The organism is Streptomyces venezuelae (assembly GCF_008642355.1).
In the GTDB taxonomy this organism is placed as follows: Bacteria; Actinomycetota; Actinomycetes; order Streptomycetales; family Streptomycetaceae; genus Streptomyces; species Streptomyces venezuelae_B.
Map to the genome: position 1 here is coordinate 3,915,905 of NZ_CP029193.1, position 23,639 is coordinate 3,939,543.

Sequence of the window (23,639 nt, forward strand, 5' to 3'; positions counted from 1 at the left end):
GGCCGCCCGGCAGGCCGACCGCGCGGGGTCAGGGGTTGAGGCCCTTGCTCTGCAGCCATCCGAGCGGGTCGATCCCCGTGCCGCCCGGCGTGTGGACCTCCATGTGGAGGTGCGGACCCGTGACGTTGCCGGTCGCGCCGACGCGGCCGATGACGTCACCCGTGGAGACCTTCTGGCCCGCGCTGACGTTGAGCGAGGACTGGTGGCAGTACCAGACCTCCGTGCCGTCCTCGAGTTCGAGCACGGTGCGGTAGCCGTACGCGCCCGCCCAGCCGGCCTCCTTCACGGTGCCGGTGTGCACGGCCTTCAGAGGGGTGCCCGTGGGCGCCGCGAAGTCCAGGCCGGTGTGGTGGCCCGAGGACCACATGGAGCCGGCGTCGCCGAAGTGCGAGGTGAGGGTGTACGAGGAGGTGGGGATGACGTAGCTCTTGGCGAGCTTGGCCAGGCGCGCGGCCTCGGCCTTCGCCTTCCGGGCCTCCTCCTCCTTCTTCTTCTTTGCGGCGGCCTTGGCGTCCGCCCGCTTCTCGGCGGCCCGCTGCTGCGCGGCCGCTTCCTCCGCGGCCTTCTTGACGGCGGCGTCCTCGGCCGCCGTCCGCACGGCGGTGTCCGCCTGGTTCTGCTGGTTCTCGGCCTGCTGCATGATGCGGGCGCGCAGGGCCTCACCGGCGTGGGTGGTGCCCTGCTCGGCGTCGGCGGTGCTGACACCGGCGGCGGTGAGGGGGGCCGCGGCGGCGACGGCGGTGTCCGCGGCGGCGTCGTCGGACATCAGCGAGCCGACACCCGGCAGGGACTCGGCCTCGGGCAGCGAGTCGGTGACCGCGCCCAGGTCGGGCATCGATATGGAGACCGGCGGCTTGCCGTCCTGCGCGGTGGCGATGCCACCGGCGCCCACGGCGGCGATGACGCCCACGCCGAGCACGGTGGAGCTGCGGGCGAGCCCGCCGCCGCCCTTCTTGTGCACACGGTGCCTGCCGCGGACGGGACGGACGGACTCCTCGGTGGGGTTCCACTCTTCGAAGGAGCCCTCGTCGTACGAACCGAAGTCGTCGTCATTCGGAACGTAGACGGCTTGGGGGGCAGGCCGGTTGGACGCCACTGGGGCGCACTCCTTTCCTTCCTTCTCGCCTACCGGGTTAGCTGACGGGTTCGGAGCAGGAAGGTCTCCTACGAACACCTGGCACGGGTGCACGAATGCACGGATGCGCAGGGGCTCGATTCACCCCATGTTGGTGGTTCCCCGGCTCCCTTGCGGGATTAGGCGCGTGCGCACGGAGCCGCCTCTAGTGACGGCTGGGACGACCGCGCTGCGTTATCGAACGTTAATAGACAGCGGGTCGGTATTCCAAGCCGTTCCGGTTGATCGTTAACGCTCACCGGCTGTACGTACCGGGACACGGAGGGGCGGAACGGGGCGAGTTGACCCGACATCCTTAAACACCGGAACTCCACATTCCCTTGACAGAGCGTCAGTTGTTATGCGGAGGGATGCACTTCAGTCACCGGCCGTCACGTCGGATCCGCCGTCCGCTTCGGCCGCTTCCCCGGCGGTGGGGCGCCGCACCGCGAGCAGCGCCATGTCGTCCGTCATGCCGCCCCCGGTGTGCCGCCGCACCTCCCCCGCCAGGGCGGCGAGGAGTGCGTGCGGGCCGCCGCGCCCCGGGAAGATCCGCCCGCCGAGCCGGGTCGCGGGATCGTAGAACTCCCCCGCCGCGTTGCGCGCCTCCGACAGGCCGTCCGTGTAGAAGAGCAGCAGCGCGCCGGGCGGCAGTTCCGTCTCGTCCACGCGGTCCGGCCACGCCCCGAGGTCGCCCATGCCGAGCGGCAGCGCGGGTTCGCTCGCCGACAGGACGCAGAGCCGCCCGTCGCCGCACAGCAGCAGCGGCGGCGGGTGCCCGCGATTGACGAGCCGTACGACGCCCTCGCCGTGCCGGATCTCGGCGAGGACCGCGGTGGTGAACCCTTCGAACGCGTCGAGCCCGTCGCGCCGCGTGCCCTCGCGCGCGAGCGCCCGCTCCAGGCGCTGCGCGACCGCCTCCAGGGTGGCCTCCTGCTCGGCGGCCTCCCGGAAGGCGCCGATGACGACGGCGACGGCGGCGACCGCGCCCATGCCCTTGCCGCGCACGTCGCCGACGATGAGCCGTACGCCGTGCGGGGTGTCCTGCACCGCGTACAGATCGCCCCCGATGAACGCGTCCGCCTGCGCCGCCTCGTACCGCGCCGCGAAGTCGAGCCCGCCGATCCGCGGATCCGGTTCGGGCAGCACGGCGCGCTGGGTCGCCTCGGAGATGGAGCGGGCGATGGCGAGCCGGTCGTTGCTGCGGCGCACGACGCGGTTGATGACGATCGCGAGCGCGGCGACGGTCACCACGGTGACCACTTCGGTGACGGCCTCGACCTGACTGCTGACGGTGCCGCCGTAGTGCAGGAAGAGGACGGCGACCGTGGCGGCGACGCCGGTCAGGACGGTGTTGAGCCGCGAGTAGAAGGGGGCGGCGATCAGCGGGGCGGCGGTGAAGAGGGGGGCCGCGGTGAACTCCGACGGGGTCGACGCGTCGTACACGACGCCGACGACGAGCAGCAGGAGCGGCAGGACGCGGACGAACGCCCGCTCGGGCCCGGTGGCCCCCTTGGCTCCCCTGGCCCCCCTGTCGTCGGGTCCTCCTCGCTGCCCCACCGCTCGTCTCCCGCCGACTCCGCGCCCATCACCGCGCTGCATTCAGGGTTCCCGCAGCGGCGGGAGGGTGCGAGTCGGCGTGGGCCGACCGGGTGACGAACGGAAAAGCCATCCGAGGGCCGGGGAAACACCAGAGGCCGGGAAGCTGATGCTTCCCGGCCTCTGGCCTTCAGTAGCGGGGACAGGATTTGAACCTGCGACCTCTGGGTTATGAGCCCAGCGAGCTACCGAGCTGCTCCACCCCGCGTCGGTGAACACAACAGTACGCCATCCGGAGGGGTGCGTCGAACCACTTACGTGCTGTCGGCGTGTGTGAGGGGCTCCCACACCACGTGCCGCCGCACAGCCAGGCCGGTGCCGTGGCTCCGAGCTGGTACCTGGGGTGGAACTCGTAGCTCGCGTGCTTGAGGTTGCGGCAGATCTCCTGCGAGAGCCCGCCGGGGAGACGGGCAGCTTCCCGGCGGACCCCAGAGAGAAGTAGGCGGGCACACGCGTCATCGCACCCGGCCCCGCGCCCCGCCGCCGCGCACGGCCGGACTGGTCCGTTCGGGCGACGCGGCCCCGGGATCGGGCCGCCGGGACCGCCCGCGCCAACCCCGCTTGACTCAGGCTGGTTTGGCGCTGGAGCACCCCGAACAGAGCCGTCCCGCGGCGGTATCGTCGTGAAACCCACGACGTCGCGACGCCCTCCGGGAGTGACCAGCAATGTCAGCGATCACCGAGCTCAGCGAGCTGAGCGGCGAGTACGTCCTCGACACCGCCCGCACCCGGATCGGGTTCGTCGCCCGCCACGCGGTGGGCCCGCAAGTGCGCGGCCACTTCGAGGAGTTCGAGGGCAGCGCGCGACTCGACGGCGCCGACCCCGCCAAGTCCACCGTCCGGCTCACGATCCGGTCGGAGAGCATCCAGAGCCACAACAAGCTCCGCGACGACCCCGTGCGCGCCAAGTTCCTCGACACCGGGAACCACCCCGACATCACCTTCGCCTCCACCGAGGTGCGGCGCGTCGACGACACCCACTACAAGGTCACCGGGGACCTGACCATCCGCGGCACGACGAAGCCGCTCACCCTGGACGTCGAGTCCACGGGCGGCGAGAACGACCCGGCCGGCGATGTCACGGTGGGCTTCAAGGGCAGCGTCCGGATCGACCGCAGGGACTGGGGCGTGAAGGCCAACCCCGTGGACACGCTCTTCGTAGGCTCCCGGGTGACGGTGGAGTTCGAGGTCGCCGCGGTCCGCCGCGCCTGACGGCACCCCGACAGCACCCGACAGCACCTCCGCAGGTCACACGCCGGACTTCGTCCGATCGATTCGAGACGTGCCCGAGTCGCTGTGGCTGGCCTCCGGATGCCGCGGGCAGGATGGTCGAAGGCGCACCGACGCCGGCTTCCCCAGCCCCCGGAGGCGACCGTTGAGACCCGACGCCCGGGCATGTCCGAACGCGCCCGCCCGCCGCTCCGCGACGCACCACACCTCCAGGCACATCCGCGACGCCGGCGCCGCCCTTGCACCGCGCAGTCGTAGCAGTCGTACGTGTGATCAGGAGGTACACCCACGGCCCAGGTGGTGACCGAGGACGAACAGGCCGCACAGCGCAGAGTCGGTTCGGCGGTGCGCAGCGACAGCGTGCTCACCGGCGGTGGTCTGGCGATGTGGCGCGAGTACCGGACCGGCCCGTGGACGCTGTCCGCGGCGGAGCTCTCCCGGGACATGGACGTCCTCAAGGTGCCGCACACCATCGTGGTCGCGTTCCGCCCGCCGCGGGGGCGCGACGAGGCCCCGCGCAAGGGCCAGGAGGTCCGCGTCCCCTTCCCGGACCTGGACCGGCTGGTCCGCTGGATGCCGCAGCTCCGCCAGCAGATCGACGAGATCCCCGACGCGCACTTCGGCTTCCCCTTCCCGTACTGCGAGGCTCGCCCCACCGGCATGGTGATGAAGCTCCTGCCGTCCCTCGCGGCGGAGTGGCCCACCTGGACGGCCGAACAGGCCGCGGCGATGGGGCTCCTGTGCGCCCGCTGCGGATTCGACCTGCGCACCTGCGGCGTCGAACAGCGCCTGGCCCACGACATCGGCGGCGAACCGGGCCGGCCACGCCTGGAGTGCGGCCCGTGCCGCGGCGACGGCTTGTCCGCTCTCTCCGGCCCGCCCCACGACCATGTGCCCTGAACGCGCGACCACCCGGGACCGCGGCCTCCGCCTCACGCCGAGGGCGGACATCGACGAAGCCCCCGGTCGGCGTGTGGCTGACCGGGGGCTTTCTCTGTAGACCGTGTGGGACTCGAACCCACAACCAATGGATTAAAAGTCCACTGCTCTGCCAATTGAGCTAACGGTCCGCGTTGGTGCACCCCCGAGCATAGCGGGACGGGCCTCGACATCCGATCGGGTATCGCCGTTTACGCCGAAGGGCCCGCCCGACTGGAGTGTCGGACGGGCCCTTCGGCATCTGAACTACCGGCTACCGGCCAGCGGTCAGCCGTTGCGCTTCCAGCGCGGCTTGTCGTCGCGGCGGCCGAACGAACCCGTGCCGGAGCCGGAGCGGTCGTCGCGGCGGTTGTACGACGGGCGGTCGTGGCCACCGGAGCGGTAACCGCCCGAGGGGCGGTCGTCGCGGCGGTCGCGGTTGAACGGACGGTCGCTGCCGCGGTGGCCGCCGGACGGGCGGTCGTCGCGGCGGAAGCCGCTGGAGGGACGGTCGTCGCGGCGGAACCCGCCACCACGGTTGTCGTCACGACGCTCGTCGCGACGGAAGCCACCGCCTCGGTTGTCGTCACGGCGCTCGTCACGGCGGAAGCCGCCACCGCGGTTGTCGTCACGACGGTCACGGTTGAAGCCGCCACCACGGTTGTCGTCGCGGCGGAACCCGCCACCACGGTTGTCGTCACGACGCTCGTCACGGCGGAAGCCACCGCCGCGGTTGTCGTCACGACGGTCACGGTTGAAGCCGCCACCACGGTTGTCGTCACGACGGTCACGGTTGAAGCCGCCACCACGGTTGTCGTCACGACGCTCGTCGCGACGGAAGCCACCACGGTCGTTGCGGCGCTCGTAGTTGCCGCGCTCGTCACGCTGCGGACGACGGTTGTCGTACGAGGAGGAACGCTCGGCGGCGGGGGCCGGCTGCTCCGGCACCGACACGGCGGCCTCGACGACCGCCTCCGCGGCGGCGGTGGCCTCGGCGACCGCCGCCTCCGGGTCGTCACCGCGCTCGCGGGCGGCACGCGCGGTGAGGCGGTCGGCCTCCTCGCGCAGCTCGGCGGCGCGGCGCGTGGCGCGCTCCAGCTCCTTGGTGAGGTCCTTGACCTCGCGCTCGGCCTGGGTCGCGGCGTTGCCCGCGGAGTCGGCCTGCACCTCGGTCATCGAACGGGCGCCGGTGATCTCGGCGACCTCCGGGTCGAAGGTGCCGCCGCCGTTGATGATGTGGCGCGTGGCGTCGACGCCCGCGTCCTCCATGAGGCGGAAGATCTGGCGGCGCTGGTGCGGGAGGGAGAGGGAGACGACCGTGCCGGAGCGGCCTGCGCGGGCCGTGCGGCCCGAACGGTGCAGGTAGTCCTTGTGGTCGCCGGCCGGGTCCACGTTCAGGACCAGGTCGATGCCGTCGACGTGGATGCCGCGGGCGGCGACGTCGGTGGCGACGAGGGCGTTGACGTAGCCCTTCTTGAAGTCCTCAAGGACACGGGTGCGGGCACCCTGCGTCATGCCGCCGTGCAGCGCGTCGGCCTTCACGCCGGAGTCGCAGAGCTGCTCGGCGATGCGGTCGGCGCCCAGCTGGGTGCGGACGAAGATGATCGTGCGGCCCTTGCGCGCGGCGATGGCGGCGGTGACCGGCGCCTTGTCGCGCGGCTTCACGATCAGGATGTGGTGCGTCATGGTCGTGACGTTGCCCTGCGCGCTGTCGACCTCGTGCGTGACCGGGTCGGTCAGGTAGCGCTTGACCAGCGTGGAGATCTCGTTCTCCATCGTGGCGGAGAACAGCATGCGCTGGCCGCCCGCCGGGACCTGGTCGAGCAGCTCGGTGACCTCGGGCAGGAAGCCCAGGTCCGACATCTGGTCGGCCTCGTCGAGGACGGCGATCTGGGTGTTCTCCAGCGAGCAGGCGCCGCGGTTGATGATGTCGCGCAGGCGGCCCGGGGTGGCGACGAGGATGTCGACGCCGCGCTCCAGGGCGTAGATCTGGTTGCCCATCGACGTACCGCCGCAGACGACCTTCATCTTCAGGCCGAGCACGTCGCCGTAGGGCTGGAGGGCGTCCGCGACCTGCATCGCGAGCTCACGGGTCGGCGTGAGGATGACGCCGCGGGGCTTCTTCTTCTCGGTGCGGCCCTCGGCGGCCAGCGTCGCCAGCATCGGCAGACCGAAGGAGAGGGTCTTGCCGGAGCCGGTGCGGCCGCGGCCGAGGATGTCCTTGCCGGCCAGGGCGTCCGGGATGGTCGCGGCCTGGATCGGGAAGGGGGTGGTCACGCCGTTCTGCGCGAGCTTGCGGACGACGCCCTCGGGCAGACCGAGGTCCGCGAAGGTGGTCTCGGGCTCGGCGTCGGAGGCGTCGGCCTCGACGGCGTCGGTCTGGGAGGCGTCGGCCTCGGTGACGTCCTGGACCCGGACGGTCTCGGCGGTGTCGGCGACGGCCTCTACGGCGTCGTTCTCGACGGACTCGACGATCTCGTTCTCGGGCAGGACGGCGTGGTCAGAACTGGAAATGGACATGCGAAATGCGAAACCTTCCGGAGTCTCGGCACGCGCCCGTCAACTCCGTGATTTCGCAATGGACCGCCTCGATGCGGTCAGCCACGGCAAGGGAGAGTACGCGCCACGCGGCGCTCTTCTGTGTCGGCGCCGGGCAAATGGGATCAAACGATCTACCACCATACGCACCCTCCACCCCGGATGGCAAACCGCCCCTCTCCTGGGTACCCCGGAGGGGTGTCCATCCGCCCCCGCTAACGCGGCCCCGCCTGGGGCGACGGCTCGCGCGCCACGATCTCCTCGTCCCGCCGTTGCAGCTGCGGGTCCTGCCCCGACCCCTCCGACGAGGACGGTTCCGGAGTGGTCGGATCCGGTGTCGGGGTCGGCGTGGGCTTCGGCGGGTCCGGCGTCGCGGTCGTCCGCGTCGGCGTGGGCCGGGGACGCGTCGGGGTCGGCTTGCCGGGTCCGCCGGGCTTCGGCGGCTTCTCGGACTCCGTGGCCGCCGAGGACTCCGAGGGCTCGGCGGCCCCCTGCTCCTTCTCGCCCCCGCGGAACGACCGGCCCTTGCCCTTCTTCTTCCCCTTGCCGCGCTCGCCGTCACGCCCGCGCCCGTCCTCCGCGTCGACGTCACCGCCCTGGGTCACGGGACCGCCGTCGGGGGCGGCCGCACCGCCGTGCCGGCCGCCGGAACGGTCGGGCGCCGGGCCGTTCCCGTCGTCACCGATGCTCATGCAGCCCGCGGTCGCCGCTACGGCCACCGCGACCGCGGCCCAACGGACGGGAACGTACAACTGGCGCACGGCCGAGCACCTCCTGAGGCGCTGAGAGTCAGACGACCTGCCCAACTCCCGCGGTACGCAAGAGGACACGGACGGCGCGTCCCGGAGACCCGCCCCGCGCCGGGCACCGCACACCAGCCCGTACGCCCTCACTCACCCGTACCCCAGCGCGTGCAACCTCTCGTCGTCGATCCCGAAGTGGTGGGCGACCTCGTGGACCACTGTGATCTCCGTCTCGGCGACGACGTCCTCACGCGACTCGCACATGCGCAGCGTCGGCCCCCGGTAGATCGTGATGCGGTCCGGCAGCACCCCGGCGTACCACTCGCCCCGGTCGGTCAGCGGAGTCCCCTCGTACAGCCCGAGCAACTCGGGATCCTCGGCCGGTGGCTCGTCCTCGACGAAAACGGCCACGTTGTCCATCAGCCGGGTCAACTCCGGCGGAATCCGGTCGAGCGCCTCGCCGACCAGTTCCTCGAACTCCTCGCGCGTCATCTCCAGCACACCCCCATTGTCAGCCACACCCCTCGTCCCGTCCCGGCATACCGACCGCCGCACATGGGCATACGGGACGAATGGCCCGCGACTTCACCGTCGTCCTCCAGGGCGTACGCAGGGCGGGCCACGCCCTCGTAGGCCACTACCGCGATCGCCGCACCCACCCCGTCAACGAGCTGGTCAGCCCGCCCCACCCGTACGCCCGCGCCCTCGGCCTGATCACGGTCGTCCTGCTCGGTGCCTGGCTCGGGCTCCTCATCGTCGGCAGCGTGCGCGCGCCCGTCGGCCCGATGGACACCCGCATGACCCTGCGCCCCTCCGTCTCGGGCGGCACGAAGATCAACGTCTCGCCGCTCGGCGCCCTCGAACTCCGCTCCCACACGGCCCCCATCCGCCTCGACGTCGACGTGGACCGCCTCGACCCGGTGCGCTCCCAGGCCCTGGTGAACCACCCCGAGCGGCTCTCCGGGCTCCAGGACGAGGTGGCGCGCGACGTCGGCCACGGCGCGCTCGACCTGGCCGTACGCTCCTGCGTCGCCGTCGTCTCCGGCGCGACCGCGCTCGGCCTCGCCGTCTACCGCCGTCCGCGCCGCGCCCTGGCCGCCGGCGGTCTCGCGCTCGCCCTCCTCGCGGCGTCCGGCACGGCCGCGTACGCCACCTGGAACCCGAAGTCCGTCCTGGAGCCGAAGTTCTCGGGCCTGCTCAGCAGCGCCCCCTCCGTCGTCGGCGACGCCCGCAGCATCGTCAGCGAATTCGACGTCTACCAGCAGGAATTGGCGCGCCTGGTCACCAACGTCACCAAGCTGTACGACGTGACGTCCACGCTCCCCGCGTACCAGCCGGACCCCACCACGATGCGCGTCCTGCACGTCTCGGACATCCACCTGAACCCGGCGAGCTGGAAGATCATCTCGTCGCTCGTCGAGCAGTACGACATCGACGTCATCGTCGACTCGGGCGACACCATGGACCACGGCTCCGCCACCGAGAACGGCTTCCTCGACCCGATCGCGGACCTCGGCGTGCCCTACGTGTGGGTGCGCGGCAACCACGACTCGCACACCACACAGCGCTATCTGGAGCGGTTCAAGAACGTCCACGTCCTCGACGACGGCAGGGCCGAGACCGTCGCGGGCCTGCGCTTCGCCGGCATCGGCGACCCGCAGTACACGCCGGACCGCTCGGAGAAGGCGGGCGGTGACGCGGTCGAGCACATCGCGGGCATACGGCTCGCGTCCGCGCTGCGGGCCGAACGGGCGGCGGGCACCCCCGTCGACGTGGCCGTCGCCCACGACCCGACGGCGGCGCGGGAGACCGACGGCGAGGTGCCGCTCGTCCTCGCGGGGCACATCCACCGTCAGGAGATGGAGGTCATGGAGAAGGGCACGCGGCTGCGCGTCGAGGGATCGACGGGCGGCAGCGGGCTGCGCGCGGTCGACGACAAGTACCCCGACCCGGTCGAGGCGTCGGTCCTCTACCTGGACCGTACGACCAAACGGCTGCAGGCCTGGGACGAGATCAGGCTGGGCGGCCTCGGCCTCACGAAGGCGGAGGTCAGCCGCCATCTCCCCAAGGAGAACCGCCCCGGCGCGCCCCCCGCCACGACCTCGCCCACCCCCTCCTCCGACCGGTCTGCGGAGGGCCGGTCCCCGGAGTCCGGATAAGCGTTTTGGCGATACCTCCCCGCATCCCATATGCTTCTCACGTCCCCGACGCGCTGCAAAGCGCCCAGGCGGGCCTCTTAGCCCTCATCGTCTAGTGGCCCAGGACGCCGCCCTTTCAAGGCGGTAGCACGGGTTCGAATCCCGTTGGGGGCACGCAACACCTTGTGCGAGACTAGTGCTCGCACAACGCTTGGTCCTGTGGAGCAGTTTGGAGTGCTCGCCACCCTGTCAAGGTGGAGGCCGCGGGTTCAAATCCCGTCAGGACCGCTTGCGATTCCACGCGGATCGCGTGGCTGGGTAGCTCAGTTGGTACGAGCGATCGCCTGAAAAGCGATAGGTCGCCGGTTCGATCCCGGCCCCAGCCACTTCTCACGGAAGCCCCGCCACCGGCGGGGCTTCTGCCGTTCCCGGCCCTGTCACTTCCCCGCGTGGGCCGGCACCGAGACCCGGCCGCCCGGATGGCGGTGCCGCCACACCCAGAAGACCGTCGAGGACACCAGCGCCCACGCGCCGAGCACCAGGAACGGGAACGCGTGCTGGTGGCCGCCGAAGTAGACCGCCGTGTGCTGCGCGTTCACCGATGCCCCCGGCGGCAGCCACTGCCCGATGTGGCCGAGGACGGAGGGCAGCAGGGGCCACGACACCGCGCCGCCGGACGACGGGTTCCCGAGGAGCACCATCAGCCCCCACGTCGGGAGCATCGCCCAGCGCCCGAACAGCGTGTTGAACATCGTGAAGACCATGCCCGAGGCGAACATCGTCAGCGCCAGGATCAGCCAGGACTCCACGAAGGGCAGGTCCAGCGCGCCCAGCCACCAGTCCACGACCGCGGCGATGACGAACGCGCCGAGCAGCGCGTACAGCGCGGTGAACCCGATCCGCTCGGCCGGGTTCAGGCCGCGCGCGTGGACGCTCAGCTGGATCGCGCCCACGAAGCCGATGATCACGGCGGCGAGGGAGATGTAGAAGATGGCGAGGCCGCGCGGGTCGCCCTCCTGGAGCGGCTTGACGTCCTTCACCGTGACGGGGACGCCGACCTTCTCGCCGACCTTCGGCGCGGTCTCCGCGAGCACCTGCGCGACGGAGGCGCCGGACGCCCCGGAGACGTCCAGGGTCACCTTGTCACCGCCGCGGGCCACGTCGAGGATCGCGAAGACCTTCTGCTCCTCCACGTCGACCCGGGCGGCTTCCCGGGTGTCGTACCGGCGCACCTCCAGGGAGGCGTTCAGCGCCTTCTCCATGCCGTCGAGGAAGGCCTTCCCGCGGGCCGAGTCGCCCTTGTCCTTGGCGTCGACCACCGCGGTGGGGATGTGGTGCGGGGTCGGCTTCGCCATGGAGAACGTGTACGAACCGGCGAAGAGCCCGGCGGCCGCCGCCAGGATGAACACCAGCACGATCGCGGGCAGGAAGGGCGACTGCTTGAACGCGTCCCACCGCTCGCTCCGGGTGGGGACGCGCCCGTGCGCGCCGTGCTGATGCGCACCACCGTCCTGGTGCGGCTGTGCACCGTCCTGGCGCGGCTCCGGCTCATGATCAGGCATACGAATACGCTAAACCACGTATACGCATCCTTCTCACTTGGTAACGGGCGAATGCTCGGTAACGGGTGAATCCTCGGTAACGGACGATTCGGACCTGTCGTTCTCGCGCCTGCGCCACCCGCGTACCCCGAGCACCGCCCCCACCAGCACCACGACCCCCACGAGCAGCACCGAGTCCGGCACCGCGCGGCCGAGGTTCCCCGCCCACTGCTCCGCCGCGAACGAGTCGTCCACGCCCAGCAGTCCGGGCAGCGCCGTCGTCCCGTCGTACGCGAGGAACAGCGCGCCCAGCGCGATGAAGAAGAGGCCGGACAGCAGCGACGTCGTGTGCAGTTCGAACCGGCCGACGCGGAACGTCCGGCCCCGCAGCCACCTGCGCCGCCCCAGGTCGAACCGCTCCCAGAGCAGGGCGAGGACGAAGAGCGGCACGGCCATCCCCAGCGCGTACACGGCCAGCAGCAGCCCTCCGTAGACCGGGCTTCCGCTCACCGCGGCCACCGTCAGGACGCTGCCGAGGATCGGGCCCGCGCAGAACCCGGCGAGCCCGTACACCGCGCCCAGCGCGTACACGGAGAACGCCGTCGTCGGGCGGATGCGGCCCGAGAGCTCCGCCATCCGCCGCGAGGCGAAGCCCATGCCGAGGATCTGGAGCACGCCGAGGCCGATGATCAGCCAGCCCGCGACGAGCACCAGCTGGTCGCGGTGGCCGAAGAAGAAGCGTCCCGCGTAGGACCCGGCTGCGCCGAGCGGCACCAGGGTCGTCGCGAGTCCCGCGTAGAAGATGCCGGTGCGGGCGACCAGGCGCGAGGTGGAGTCGACGGAGTAGGCGAAGAAGGCGGGCAGGAGCAGGGCGCTGCACGGGCTGACCAGGGCGAGGAGTCCGCCCAGGAACGCGGCGAAGTACCCGACGTCGGCGGTCACTCGGAGCCCCCGCCCTTCTTGCCGGCGGGCTTCGCGCTCTTCGCCGCCGACTCGATGGCCTGATGGAAGACCTGGTCCGGCTGGGCGCCCGAGATGGGCCGTCCGTTGATCACGAAGGAGGGCGTCGCGGCGGCGCCGAGGCCGTACGCCTCCTCCTGGTCCTTCTTCACGGCGCTCTTGGCCGCGTCGCTCCCCGCGTCGGTGACGAACCGGCCCACGTCCTTGACGCCGGCGTCCTCGGCGAGCTCCTTCAGGCGGTCGTCGCCGAAGCCCTTCTCCTTCGAGCCGTCGGCGTACGCGGCCTCGTGGAACTGCCAGAACCGGCCCTGCCTGCCCGCCGCCCACGCGGCACGCGCGGCCCGCTCGGAGTCCTCGCCGAAGATCGGGAAGTTGCGCCATTCGATGCGCAGGGTGCCGTCCTCGACGTACTTCTTCACGAGGCCCGGCTCGGTGTCGCGGGCGAACTTGCCGCAGAAACCGCACTTGAAGTCGGCGTACTCGACCATCACGACGGGTGCGTCCGCACGGCCCTGCGCGAGCGGGTCCTCGGCGTCGCGGCGGGCGAGCTTCTCCAGCTCGGGGTAGACGCCGGCCTGCGATTCGGTGGAGGGCGCGGCGCCCGCGGCCTCCTCCTTGACGGTGCCGCCGTTGGAGGATTCGGCGGGCTTGGTCGCCGTGTACGAGGCGACGCCGAGCAGCACCGCGGCGACGGCGACACCCGCGCCGATGGCGATGTTGCGGCTCTTCTTGGGCTTGTTGGGCATCAGAGCGGTCTCTCTTGTCCTGTTGTACGTCTTGTACGTCGATGAAGGGGCCCCTGGCGCGGAACAGGGGCCTCCTACACGCGCAGGACCGAGAGGTCGACGGGTGAGAGCGGGACGGGCTCGGGCGGGCCGCGTACCGGCGTGCGGTCGAGGAACGCCTGGTCGGCGCCCCAGGAGCCGGTCGCGCCGTGGGCCTGGCAGAGCGCGGGGAGCAGTTCGTGGGGGGAGTTCGTGCGCGGCGGCGCGGCCGGGCCCTGCTCGCCGTCTCCCCGCGCGCCCTTTCCGCAGCCCGGCTGTTCGTGGCCGTCGATCGCGGAGGCCGCGGGGCTCGCGGTCACCGTCGCCGTCGCCGTCGCTGTCGCTGTCGCTGTCGGCGCGGGCGCGGGCGCGGGCGCGCAGAACAGCCCGAGCACGATGAGAAGCACCCCGGCCAGGGGGCTCCAGAGCGTGCGCGCGCGGGACGACATGCCCGGAATCGTACGTGCCGCGGCGGTCCGCGCGGGAAATCGGTTCGCCACTGCCGAGTCGCGGGTGAGATCCTGGACGCCGTATGTCTACGCAGCCCGCCCTTGCCCTCGACGCCCTCGCCCCCCGACTCTCCGAGCTGTCGCTGCGCGACGAGCACCGGATCGGCCGGCGGCTGGAGGGTGCCCGCCGGATCCGTAAGCCCGAGGCCCGCGCCGCCGTCCTCGCCGAGATCGCGGCGGACGTGGAGAAGGCCGAGGCGCGGATGGCCGAGCGCGGCTCCCGCATGCCCGTGATCACGTATCCGGAGCAGCTGCCGGTCAGCCAGAAGAAGGACGAGATCGCCGACGCGATCCGCGACCACCAGGTCGTGATCGTCGCCGGTGAGACCGGTTCGGGCAAGACCACGCAGATCCCGAAGATCTGCATGGAGCTCGGCCGGGGCGTGCGCGGCATGATCGGCCACACGCAGCCCCGCAGGATCGCGGCCCGCACGGTCGCCGAGCGCGTCGCCGAGGAGCTGAACACGCCGCTGGGCGAGGCCGTCGGCTGGAAGGTCCGCTTCACCGATCAGGTCGGCGCCGACACGTTCGTGAAGCTGATGACGGACGGCATCCTGCTCGCCGAGATCCAGACGGACCGCGAGCTGCGCGCGTACGACACGATCATCATCGACGAGGCCCACGAGCGGTCGCTCAACATCGACTTCCTCCTCGGCTACCTCGCCCAGCTGCTGCCGAAGCGCCCTGACCTGAAGGTCGTGATCACCTCCGCGACCATCGACCCGGAGCGCTTCTCGCGGCACTTCGGGGACGCGCCGATCGTCGAGGTCAGCGGACGCACGTATCCCGTGGAGGTGCGTTATCGCCCGCTCCTCGAAGAGGACAGCGATGACTCCGACCGGGACCAGATCACCGCGATCACGGACGCCGTCGAGGAGCTCCAGGCCGAGGGCAAGGGCGACATCCTCGTCTTCCTCTCCGGAGAGCGCGAGATCCGCGACACGGCGGACGCGCTGAACAAGAAGAACCTGCGGTTCACGGAGGTCCTCCCCCTCTACGCCCGCCTCTCGCACGCCGAGCAGCACCGCGTCTTCCAGCAGCACACGGGAAGACGGATCGTCCTCGCGACGAACGTCGCCGAGACGTCCCTGACGGTCCCCGGCATCAAGTACGTGATCGACCCGGGCACGGCCCGCATCTCCCGCTACAGCCACCGCACGAAGGTGCAGCGCCTGCCCATCGAGGCGATCAGCCAGGCCAGCGCCAACCAGCGCAAGGGCCGCTGCGGGCGTACGTCGGACGGCATCTGCATCCGGCTGTACAGCGAGGACGACTTCCTGTCGCGCCCCGAGTTCACGGACGCGGAGATCCTCCGTACGAACCTGGCGTCGGTCATCCTCCAGATGACCGCGGCCGGCCTCGGCGACATCGAGAAGTTCCCCTTCATCGACCCGCCGGACCACCGCAACATCCGCGACGGCGTGCAGCTCCTCCAGGAGCTGGGCGCGCTCGACCCGGCGCAGAAGGACCCGAAGAAACGCCTCACCCAGCAGGGCCGCAAGCTCAGCCAGCTCCCCGTCGACCCGCGCCTGGCCCGGATGGTCCTGGAGGCCGACAAGAACGGCTGCGTGCGCGAGGTCATGGTGATCGCGGCGGCGCTCTCCATCCAGGACCCGCGCGAGCGCCCTGCCGACAAGCAGGCGCAGGCCGACCAGCAGCACGCCCGCTTCAAGGACGAGACGAGCGACTTCCTCGCCTACCTCAACCTGTGGCGGTACGTGCGGGAGCAGCAGAAGGAGCGCGGCTCCTCGTCCTTCCGGCGCATGTGCAAGGCGGAGTACCTGAACTTCCTGCGGATCCGCGAATGGCAGGACATCTACACGCAGCTGCGCACGGTCGCCAAGCAGATGGGCATCCACCTCAACGAGGACGACGCCCCCGAGCAGCACATCCACATCTCCCTCCTCTCCGGTCTCCTCTCCCACATCGGGATGAAGGACGTGAAGGAGTCGAAGGAGAGCAAGGAGAAGGACCCGAAGCAGCGGGGCGGCGGGCGGGGCGAATACATCGGCGCCCGCAACGCCAGGTTCGCGGTCTTCCCGGGCTCCGCGCTCTTCAAGAAGCCCCCGCGCTTCATCATGTCCGCCGAGCTGGTGGAGACCTCGCGCCTGTGGGCGCGGGTGAACGCCCGCATCGAGCCGGAGTGGGTCGAGCCGCTCGCCCAGCACCTCCTGAAGCGCACGTACAGCGAACCGCACTGGGAGAAGGACCAGGCGGCGGTCATGGCGACAGAGAAGGTGACGCTGTACGGCGTCCCGATCGTCACCGACCGCAAGGTCAACTACGGCCGCATCGACCCCGAGGTCTCCCGCGACCTGTTCATCCGCAACGCGCTGGTCGAGGGCGACTGGCGCACGCACCACAAGTTCTTCGCCGCCAACCGCAAGCTCCTGACCGAGGTCGAGGAGCTGGAGCACCGCGCGCGGCGCCGCGACATCCTCGTCGACGACGAGACGCTCTTCGACTTCTACGACCAGCGGGTCCCCGCACACGTCGTGTCGGGGGCGCACTTCGACTCCTGGTGGAAGAAGAAGCAGCGCGAGGAGCCCGAACTGCTCGACTTCGAGCGGTCGATGCTGATCAACGAGAAGGCGGGGGACGTCTCCAAGGACGACTACCCCGACTCGTGGCGGCAGGGGCAGCTCAAGTTCAAGGTGACGTACCAGTTCGAGCCGGGTGCGGACGCGGACGGTGTGACGGTCCACATCCCGCTCCAGGTCCTGAACCAGGTCACCGACGAGGGCTTCGACTGGCAGATCCCGGGCCTGCGCGAGGACGTGGTCATCGAGCTGATCCGCTCCCTGCCGAAGCCCATCCGCCGCAACTACGTGCCCGCGCCGAACTTCGCGAAGGCGTTCCTGGAGCGTGCGGTGCCGCTGCAGGAGCCGCTGCACGTCACGCTGGCGCGGGAGCTGCAGCGGATGGTCGGCGTGCCGGTCTCGCCGGACGACTTCGACCTGACACGCGTGCCCGACCACTTGAAGATCACGTTCCGGATCACCGACGAGCGGCGCAAGAAGCTCGCGGAGGACAAGGACCTGGAAGCCCTGAAGCTCCGCCTCAAGCCGAAGGCCCGCAAGGCGCTGTCGCAGGCGGCTGCGGCGACGGCCGAGCGGACGGGCGGGGCGGCCGTGGAGCGCACGGGGCTCACGGACTGGACGATCGGCACGCTCACGCGCGTCTTCGAGACGCGCCGCGCGGGCCAGCCGGTGAAGGCGTACCCGGCGCTCGTGGACGACGGCGACACCGTCTCCGTACGCCTCTTCGACACGGAGGCGGAGCAGCTCCAGGCCATGTGGCGGGGCACGCGGCGCCTCATCCTGCGCAACATCCCCGTGAACCCGGGCAAGTTCGCGTCCGACAAGCTGAGCAACCAGCAGAAGCTCGCCCTGTCCGCGAACCCGCACGGCTCCATGCAGGCCCTCTTCGACGACTGCGCGATGGCCGCCGCGGACAAGCTGATCGGGGACTTCGGAGGGCCCGTCTGGGACGAGGAGTCGTACCGCAAGCTGTTCGACAAGGTGCGGGCGGAGATCGTCGACACGACGGTGCGTGCGGTCGGACAGGTGCAGCAGGTCCTCGCCGCGTGGCAGGCGTGCGAGCGCCGGCTGAAGTCGGCGCGGAGCCAGGCACTCCTCGCGAACCTCGCGGACGTGCGGGAGCAGCTGGACTCCCTCGTCAAGCCGGGCTTCGTGACGGAGACGGGGCTGCGGCGCCTGCCGGACCTGATGCGGTACATGGTGGCGGCGGACCGGCGCCTGCAACAGATGCCGACGAACGTCCAGCGGGACACCGCGCGCATGGAGAAGGTCCGCGAGATGCGCGACGAATACCTGTGGCTGCTCGAACAGATGCCGCGCGGCAGGCCGGTGCCGCAGGAAGCCCTGGACATCCGCTGGATGATCGAGGAGCTCCGCGTCAGCTACTTCGCGCACGCGCTGGGCACGGCGTACCCCGTCTCGGACAAGCGGATCGTGAAGGCGATCGACGCACAGGTGCCGTAACCGGACGACCGCACAGGGTGAGTTCGACCGCCGGGCCTGCGCTGCTGTACAGTCTCATCTCGCAGCACAACGCAACACCAAGTGCCGCGAGCAAGGTCCTGTGGAGCAGTTTGGAGTGCTCGCCACCCTGTCAAGGTGGAGGCCGCGGGTTCAAATCCCGTCAGGACCGCAGCAGAAGAAGGGCCGCACCCCACGGGTGCGGCCCTTCTTCGTGTGCCCACGTCTTGACTGGGTCACATTCCGCCGGTACCCCGGACACCAGGGAGTCGCGGGAGGCTCCTCAGGAGGTGACGCATGTCCGCTTCTTCGGCGTCCGCGCGGCACGAGGCGCGCGCCCTGCTGCGCGCGCACCTCGCGGCGGCCACCAGATACCGCCACCTGACCCGGCACTGCCCGATCTGCCACCGGCTGCTGAGGCTCGCCCTGGAGCCCTCTCAGCGCGCCTCCGGCGAGCGCGGGGCCCCCGAGGCGGCCTTCGTGAGCGAGAGCGCCGCAGCCGCCCGCACCGAGGCCGGGGACGAAAGTCCCCCCGACGCATGACCAAAGACGACCCGCGGGCCCCCGACCCGGTGGGAGGCTGAGAGGCGTAGGGACCCTCGCCCCTCTAGCGCAGGCGTGTCGTGCGCAACAAGCTTCACGACGTGTGACGGGTGTCACCGAACAAGTTTTAGGAACCCCGGAACTTACACCCTCCCTACAAAGGGCCAATTTAATATGTGCAATTGCACCACCCCCCGGACGCGCCCCCGGCGCGCTCTCAGGAGCTCCGCACCGGACTCCCCAGAGACCAACAAGGGCGCGCAGACCGCGCCCACCAGCGCGTCCTCGGCGCACAAAAAAGATCGCGCTGGACCCGGCGGAGTCCAGCGCGATCGAAGACGACGCACCCAAGTGAGTCAGGCGTGGGCCCCGTTGGGGCAGGACCCTCGTCGCGTGTAGCCAAATGTCGGACGTACGGCCAGGTTGGGGGACCCGGCAGCAGTGGTGCTCTTCGCCCGAGTTGTGCGGGTTACTGCAGGTTGAGCGGTACGTCAGGCCTCGCTGCGCTGCTGCGGGATACCCGCGAGCAGTGCGCGGACCTCAGCCTCGCGGTACCGGCGGTGTCCGCCGAGCGTGCGAATCGACGTGAGCTTGCCAGCCTTGGCCCAGCGCGTCACCGTCTTCGGGTCGACGCGGAACATCGTGGCTACCTCAGCCGGGGTCAGCAGCGGCTCGGCATCAGGGGTGCGAGCGGTCATGAGCGGCCTCCTCGGGAGAACCGAACCTTCTCGGTTCATTCCTCTAAATTCTGCACCTTGACCCGCGTTGCCCGAAATGGCGGACGCGAGTCGAGTCGGTTATAGGACGAACGGCTTGTCCTCGGCACTACAACTACACCATCCGTCCAGCCGCGTCGGCCAAACCGATGGAATTGCCCTCCCAGGTGTTCATCACCGACGGAAGCCGATGGACCATGCCATAGCGGACAGTCACGCCACAGTGACGATCAGTCACAGAGCGATCAGGAGTCAACAGACCCCCCATAGAGTGCAATGCTGAGCAATCCGCCCATAGTTGGGCGGAAGGAGCCCTCCCCGGACTCCTTGTCCTATTTTGGCACGAGGAGGGGTGATGGGCGCAAGGGTGCACTTAGTGCGGTCCGTCACGCTTGAGACAAAGGCCCGGATCGGGACCTACGTCCTGACGCCGGGCCGACCGACGACCTCAGTTCGCGAACTGAAGGTCCCGGACCGCCCGCCATCGCTCCACGAGCCTCGCATACGCCTCGCCGGCCGCCTCGCCGTCGCCGGCGCGCAGTGCCTCGATCCCCTCGGCGACGTCCGCCGCCGAGTGGTCCTCGTCGAGCTCGTCGGCGGAGACCGCGTGCACGAGCCCGCCGTAGTCGAGTTCGACCAGGGAGCGCGGGTGGAACTCCTCCAGCCACCGGCCGACGTCCACGAGCCCGTCGATGATCGGCCCCTCGTCCAGCGCATCCCGCAGCGCCCGCAGCCCGCGCGCGACCCGGCGCCGCGCCTGCACCATCGGCGTGCGGTAGCTCAGCCCCGGCGGCTCGCCCTTCTCGTGGCTGCGCTCCTCGTCGGAGACGAGCACGAACCAGTGCAGCGGCACCTGCCACGTCGACGTACGGATCCAGGGGCGCGCGTCGGGGTTGCGCGCCAGCCACTGTTCGTAGTCCGCCACCGTCTGACGGCGGAGCACCGGGGGCAGCACGGCGTCCAGGACCGTCGGGGGCAACTGGCCCGCCAGCTCCTCCATGGCCTGCCAGCCGCGCAGCCGGGTCCGCCACGGGCAGACGTGCAGCACTCCGTCGACCTCGGCCACGAACGCGTCGTCGCTCTCGTGCACCGGCACGGGCACCGGTGGCGTGGGCAGCAGGCCGGCCAGCGAGCGGCGGAGCTCGTCCTGGCAGGAAGGCAGGTCGGGGCGGCGGGCGTAGCGCGCCCAGTGGCCGCGCTCCGGCTCGGGAAAAGCGGCCAGCGGCTCGTACACACGCAGGTAGGACGCGTATGGGACCGTCACCGAAGACACCTTGGGCACGGCTCCTCTCTCCCCCGCGGACGCGCCGGAAAACGTGATCCTCGGCACCGGGAGGCCAAGGTCGGTGGACAGCCTCTAGTCTCATGCCCATCGGGCCCCGCCACCCGTACGGGAGCCCTCCCAACCGCCGCACTTGACCGGGAGTCACCACAGTGACCGAAGCAGACAACGGCGTCCTGCACACCCTGTTCCACTCGGACCAGGGAGGCCACGAGCAAGTAGTGCTCTGCCAGGACCGCGCCAGCGGCCTCAAGGCCGTCATCGCCATCCACAGCACCGCCCTGGGCCCCGCCCTCGGCGGCACCCGCTTCTACCCGTACGCGACCGAGGAAGAGGCCGTCGCCGACGTCCTGAACCTGTCGCGCGGGATGTCGTACAAGAACGCCATGGCCGGGCTCGACCACGGCGGCGGCAAGGCCGTGATCATCGGCGATCCGGACCGGATCAAGAGCGAGGAGCTGCTGCTCGCCTTCGGCCGCTGCGTCGCCTCGCTCGGCGGCCGCTACGTGACGGCCTGCGATGTCGGTACGTACGTCTCCGACATGGACGTCGTCGCGCGCGAGTGCCGCTGGACCACAGGTCGCTCCCCCGAGAACGGCGGCGCGGGCGACTCCTCCGTGCTCACCGCGTTCGGTGTCTACCAGGGCATGCGGGCCAGCGCCGAGCACCTGTGGGGCGACCCGTCGCTGCGCGGGCGCAAGGTCGGTGTCGCGGGCGTCGGCAAGGTGGGCCACCACCTGGTCGAGCACCTCCTGGAGGACGGCGCCGAGGTCGTCATCACGGACGTCCGCGAGGAGTCGGTGAACCGGATCGTCCACAAGCACCCGTCGGTGACGGCGGCGGCGGACACCGAGGCGCTGATCCGGACCGAGGGCCTGGACATCTACGCGCCGTGCGCGCTGGGCGGCGCGCTGAACGACGACACCGTGCCCGTCCTCACGGCGAAGGTGGTGTGCGGCGCCGCGAACAACCAGCTCGCGCACCCGGGTGTGGAGAAGGACCTGGCCGACCGGTCGATCCTCTACGCGCCGGACTACGTGGTGAACGCGGGCGGCGTGATCCAGGTCGCCGACGAGCTCCACGGGTTCGACTTCGACCGGTGCAAGGCGAAGGCGTCGAAGATCTTCGACACCACGCTCGCCATATTCGCTCGCGCAAAGGAGGACGGCATTCCGCCGGCCGCCGCGGCCGACAGGATCGCTGAACAGCGGATCTCCGAGGGGCGCTGACGCGCGAGGAAACAGCCCGGAATCCGATCTTCCGACGCTCTGTGACGTTTTGACAGGGCCCCGTCGACGCACAGGAGAGACAAGACTCACCCCCGTCGGCGGGTCGCCCGCCAAGAAGAGGTTAAAATCGCAGTTGACCAGCGAGGACGGGGCTCCTCGAGGGTCGTGCGCCGAGGCGCGTCCTGCGGGCGACGTACCGTATGGCCGCAGGAGCAGGTACCGTGGAAGCCCTACGGACCGGTCTCTCCACGGAGAGCCCGTTCCAGATCATGAACGCGTGTCAAGACTCTGGGGCCGTCGAGCCCCGTATCCGAGGGGGTCGAGCCATGGGGCGCGGCCGGGCAAAGGCCAAGCAGACGAAGGTCGCCCGCCAGCTGAAGTACAGCAGCGGCGGGACTGATCTGTCGCGTCTGGCCAATGAGCTGGGCGCTTCGACTTCGCAACAGCCGCCGAATGGCGAGCCGTTCGAGGACGACGACGAGGAAGACGACCCGTACGCCCAGTACGCGGATCTGTACAACGACGACGAGGACGAGGACTCCGACGAGTCCGGTCCGTCGTCGCAGCGCCGCGGCGCTTGACCTCGTTGCTTACGCAGCATCTGTTGCCTACGCGGCATTCGCAGTTCACGTAGCAACTGCACTTCACCCGGTCCGGGGTGGTCACCACACCGGACCGGGTTTTGTGCTGCCCCCGGAGGGCAGCACCACCTTCTACTCGCTGTAGTCGCCGACCAGCTCGGCGCCGGTCGTGTGGTCGCCGCGGTCCGTGATCTCGCCCGCGACCCAGGCGTCCACGCCGCGGTCCGCGAGGGTGGTGAGCGCCGCGTCCGCGGACTCCTCGGGGACGATCGCGATCATGCCGACGCCCATGTTCAGCGTCTTCTCCAGCTCCAGGCGCTCGACCTGCCCGACCTGGCCGACCACGTCGAAGACCGCGCCGGGGGTCCACGTCTCGCGGTCCACGACGGCGTGCAGGCCGTCGGGGATCACGCGGGCGAGGTTGGCCGCGAGGCCGCCGCCCGTGACGTGGCTGAAGGCGTGGACGTCCGTGGTGCGGGTCAGCGCCAGGCAGTCCAGGGAGTAGATCTTGGTGGGCTCCAGGAGCTCCTCGCCGAGCGTGCGGCCGAACTCCTCGACCCGACGGTCCAGGGCCCATCCGGCGCGGTCGAAGACCACGTGCCGGACGAGCGAGTACCCGTTCGAGTGAAGACCCGATGACGCCATGGCGATCACCGCGTCACCCTTACGGATGCGATCGGGGCCGAGAAGCCGGTCGGCCTCGACCGCGCCGGTGCCGGCGCCCGCGACGTCGAAGTCGTCCGGACCCAGCAGACCCGGGTGCTCCGCGGTCTCGCCGCCGACGAGCGAGCAGCCCGCGAGGACACAGCCCTCGGCGATGCCCTTCACGATCGCCGCGACACGCTCGGGGTGCACCTTGCCGACGCAGATGTAGTCGGTCATGAAGAGCGGCTCGGCGCCACACACCACGATGTCGTCCATGACCATCGCGACGAGGTCGTGGCCGATGGTGTCGTACACGCCCATCTGGCGGGCGATGTCGACCTTGGTCCCGACGCCGTCGGTGGCGGAGGCCAGGAGCGGGCGCTCGAAACGCTTGAGCGCGGAGGCGTCGAAGAGCCCGGCGAAGCCGCCGAGCCCGCCGAGGCCCGCGACCTCGGGACGCCGGGTCTTCTTGACCCACTCCTTCATCAGCTCGACGGCGCGGTCGCCCGCTTCGATGTCGACGCCCGCGGCTGCGTAGCTGGCACCGGTGGTCTCAGGCATAGGGGGTGAGAACTTTCGTGTCGTTAC

General features: G+C 70.6%; 19 protein-coding genes, 6 tRNA genes and 1 riboswitch. Of the genes, 11 read left to right on the top strand and 14 right to left on the bottom strand.

Features of this window, described 5'->3' with window-relative positions; genetic code table 11:
* Window positions 1–28 precede the first annotated feature (28 nt).
* The 3 genes from DEJ47_RS18055 to DEJ47_RS18065 form a co-directional block, all read right to left on the bottom strand.
* Window positions 29–1,096 (bottom strand): M23 family metallopeptidase, encoded by a 1,068-nt coding sequence (locus DEJ47_RS18055; protein ID WP_150169614.1) that lies wholly within the window; start codon window positions 1,094–1,096, stop codon window positions 29–31.
* Window positions 1,097–1,107: 11 nt separating this feature from the next.
* Window positions 1,108–1,271, bottom strand: a riboswitch (cyclic di-AMP (ydaO/yuaA leader).
* Between the two features lie 221 nt (window positions 1,272–1,492).
* Window positions 1,493–2,674 carry a PP2C family protein-serine/threonine phosphatase gene (locus DEJ47_RS18060; RefSeq protein WP_223828399.1) on the bottom strand — a complete coding sequence of 394 codons (1,182 nt, stop codon included), beginning with the start codon at window positions 2,672–2,674 and terminating at the stop codon, window positions 1,493–1,495.
* 173 nt (window positions 2,675–2,847) lie between these two features.
* A tRNA-Met gene (locus tag DEJ47_RS18065) sits at window positions 2,848–2,921 on the bottom strand.
* A 458-nt stretch (window positions 2,922–3,379) separates the two neighbouring features.
* Here DEJ47_RS18065 and DEJ47_RS18070 point away from each other — a divergent pair.
* Complete coding sequence (locus DEJ47_RS18070; RefSeq protein WP_150169618.1) at window positions 3,380–3,925, top strand: YceI family protein; 546 nt, start codon at window positions 3,380–3,382, stop codon at window positions 3,923–3,925.
* Window positions 3,926–4,243: 318 nt separating this feature from the next.
* Window positions 4,244–4,843, top strand: coding sequence for a hypothetical protein (locus tag DEJ47_RS18075; protein WP_150169620.1), 600 nt, complete (start codon window positions 4,244–4,246; stop codon window positions 4,841–4,843).
* 97 nt (window positions 4,844–4,940) lie between these two features.
* Here DEJ47_RS18075 and DEJ47_RS18080 read toward each other — a convergent pair.
* The 4 genes from DEJ47_RS18080 to DEJ47_RS18095 all read right to left on the bottom strand — a co-directional run bounded on the left by DEJ47_RS18080 (window position 4,941) and on the right by DEJ47_RS18095 (window position 8,643).
* Window positions 4,941–5,013: transfer RNA gene (locus tag DEJ47_RS18080), tRNA-Lys, on the bottom strand.
* A gap of 136 nt (window positions 5,014–5,149) precedes the next feature.
* Window positions 5,150–7,381: a DEAD/DEAH box helicase gene (locus DEJ47_RS18085; RefSeq protein ID WP_150169622.1), complete on the bottom strand. Its 2,232-nt coding sequence runs from the start codon at window positions 7,379–7,381 to the stop codon at window positions 5,150–5,152.
* A 233-nt stretch (window positions 7,382–7,614) separates the two neighbouring features.
* The gene (locus DEJ47_RS18090; RefSeq protein WP_150169624.1) at window positions 7,615–8,160 is read right to left on the bottom strand and encodes a hypothetical protein; all 546 of its coding nucleotides are present in this window, start codon (window positions 8,158–8,160) and stop codon (window positions 7,615–7,617) included.
* A gap of 132 nt (window positions 8,161–8,292) precedes the next feature.
* Window positions 8,293–8,643 carry a metallopeptidase family protein gene (locus tag DEJ47_RS18095; protein WP_055569865.1) on the bottom strand — a complete coding sequence of 117 codons (351 nt, stop codon included), beginning with the start codon at window positions 8,641–8,643 and terminating at the stop codon, window positions 8,293–8,295.
* Window positions 8,644–8,714: 71 nt separating this feature from the next.
* Here DEJ47_RS18095 and DEJ47_RS18100 point away from each other — a divergent pair, with 71 nt between their 5' ends.
* The 4 genes from DEJ47_RS18100 to DEJ47_RS18115 all read left to right on the top strand — a co-directional run bounded on the left by DEJ47_RS18100 (window position 8,715) and on the right by DEJ47_RS18115 (window position 10,666).
* A complete protein-coding gene (locus tag DEJ47_RS18100) occupies window positions 8,715–10,301 on the top strand; it encodes a metallophosphoesterase (RefSeq protein ID WP_150169626.1) in 1,587 nt (528 codons plus the stop codon).
* A gap of 80 nt (window positions 10,302–10,381) precedes the next feature.
* Window positions 10,382–10,454 (top strand) — tRNA-Glu (locus tag DEJ47_RS18105).
* Window positions 10,455–10,493: 39 nt separating this feature from the next.
* A tRNA-Asp gene (locus tag DEJ47_RS18110) sits at window positions 10,494–10,568 on the top strand.
* A gap of 24 nt (window positions 10,569–10,592) precedes the next feature.
* Window positions 10,593–10,666, top strand: a tRNA-Phe gene (locus DEJ47_RS18115).
* 51 nt (window positions 10,667–10,717) lie between these two features.
* Here DEJ47_RS18115 and DEJ47_RS18120 read toward each other — a convergent pair.
* From DEJ47_RS18120 to DEJ47_RS36465, 4 genes are all read right to left on the bottom strand, one after another.
* Entirely contained in the window at window positions 10,718–11,842 is a 1,125-nt protein-coding gene (locus DEJ47_RS18120; RefSeq protein WP_150169628.1) for a DUF3533 domain-containing protein, read from the bottom strand.
* A gap of 33 nt (window positions 11,843–11,875) precedes the next feature.
* Complete coding sequence (locus tag DEJ47_RS18125) at window positions 11,876–12,763, bottom strand: cytochrome c biogenesis CcdA family protein (RefSeq protein ID WP_150169630.1); 888 nt, start codon at window positions 12,761–12,763, stop codon at window positions 11,876–11,878.
* Complete coding sequence (locus DEJ47_RS18130) at window positions 12,760–13,527, bottom strand: DsbA family protein (protein ID WP_150169632.1); 768 nt, start codon at window positions 13,525–13,527, stop codon at window positions 12,760–12,762. Before DEJ47_RS18130 ends, DEJ47_RS18125 begins: the two co-directional genes overlap by 4 nt.
* Window positions 13,528–13,601: 74 nt before the next feature.
* Window positions 13,602–13,994 (bottom strand): hypothetical protein, encoded by a 393-nt coding sequence (locus DEJ47_RS36465; protein ID WP_190415455.1) that lies wholly within the window; start codon window positions 13,992–13,994, stop codon window positions 13,602–13,604.
* Between the two features lie 83 nt (window positions 13,995–14,077).
* On the opposite strand from DEJ47_RS36465, the gene hrpA reads away from it, so the two are divergent.
* The 3 genes from hrpA (at window position 14,078) to DEJ47_RS18145 (ending at window position 18,598) form a co-directional block, all read left to right on the top strand.
* On the top strand, window positions 14,078–18,058 hold the full coding sequence (gene hrpA / locus DEJ47_RS18135) for an ATP-dependent RNA helicase HrpA (protein WP_150169634.1): 3,981 nt from the start codon (window positions 14,078–14,080) through the stop codon (window positions 18,056–18,058).
* A 94-nt stretch (window positions 18,059–18,152) separates the two neighbouring features.
* Window positions 18,153–18,227 (top strand) — tRNA-Asp (locus tag DEJ47_RS18140).
* A gap of 125 nt (window positions 18,228–18,352) precedes the next feature.
* A complete protein-coding gene (locus DEJ47_RS18145) occupies window positions 18,353–18,598 on the top strand; it encodes a DUF6274 family protein (RefSeq protein WP_150169636.1) in 246 nt (81 codons plus the stop codon).
* 491 nt (window positions 18,599–19,089) lie between these two features.
* Here the strand turns inward: DEJ47_RS18145 and bldC are convergent, their stop codons facing one another.
* Together bldC and DEJ47_RS18155 are read right to left on the bottom strand one after the other, a co-directional pair.
* Window positions 19,090–19,296, bottom strand: coding sequence for a developmental transcriptional regulator BldC (bldC, locus tag DEJ47_RS18150; RefSeq protein ID WP_003949541.1), 207 nt, complete (start codon window positions 19,294–19,296; stop codon window positions 19,090–19,092).
* Between the two features lie 466 nt (window positions 19,297–19,762).
* Window positions 19,763–20,596 (bottom strand): hypothetical protein, encoded by an 834-nt coding sequence (locus tag DEJ47_RS18155; RefSeq protein ID WP_150169638.1) that lies wholly within the window; start codon window positions 20,594–20,596, stop codon window positions 19,763–19,765.
* A gap of 152 nt (window positions 20,597–20,748) precedes the next feature.
* Here DEJ47_RS18155 and DEJ47_RS18160 point away from each other — a divergent pair, with 152 nt between their 5' ends.
* Both DEJ47_RS18160 and DEJ47_RS18165 read left to right on the top strand, forming a co-directional pair.
* Window positions 20,749–21,825, top strand: coding sequence for a Leu/Phe/Val dehydrogenase (locus DEJ47_RS18160; protein WP_150169640.1), 1,077 nt, complete (start codon window positions 20,749–20,751; stop codon window positions 21,823–21,825).
* Between the two features lie 326 nt (window positions 21,826–22,151).
* A complete protein-coding gene (locus DEJ47_RS18165) occupies window positions 22,152–22,406 on the top strand; it encodes a DUF3073 domain-containing protein (protein WP_055568369.1) in 255 nt (84 codons plus the stop codon).
* Window positions 22,407–22,538: 132 nt separating this feature from the next.
* On the opposite strand, the gene purM is transcribed toward DEJ47_RS18165, so the two are convergent.
* Window positions 22,539–23,612 (bottom strand): phosphoribosylformylglycinamidine cyclo-ligase, encoded by a 1,074-nt coding sequence (purM, locus tag DEJ47_RS18170; protein WP_150169642.1) that lies wholly within the window; start codon window positions 23,610–23,612, stop codon window positions 22,539–22,541.
* Window positions 23,613–23,639: the final 27 nt, after the last annotated feature.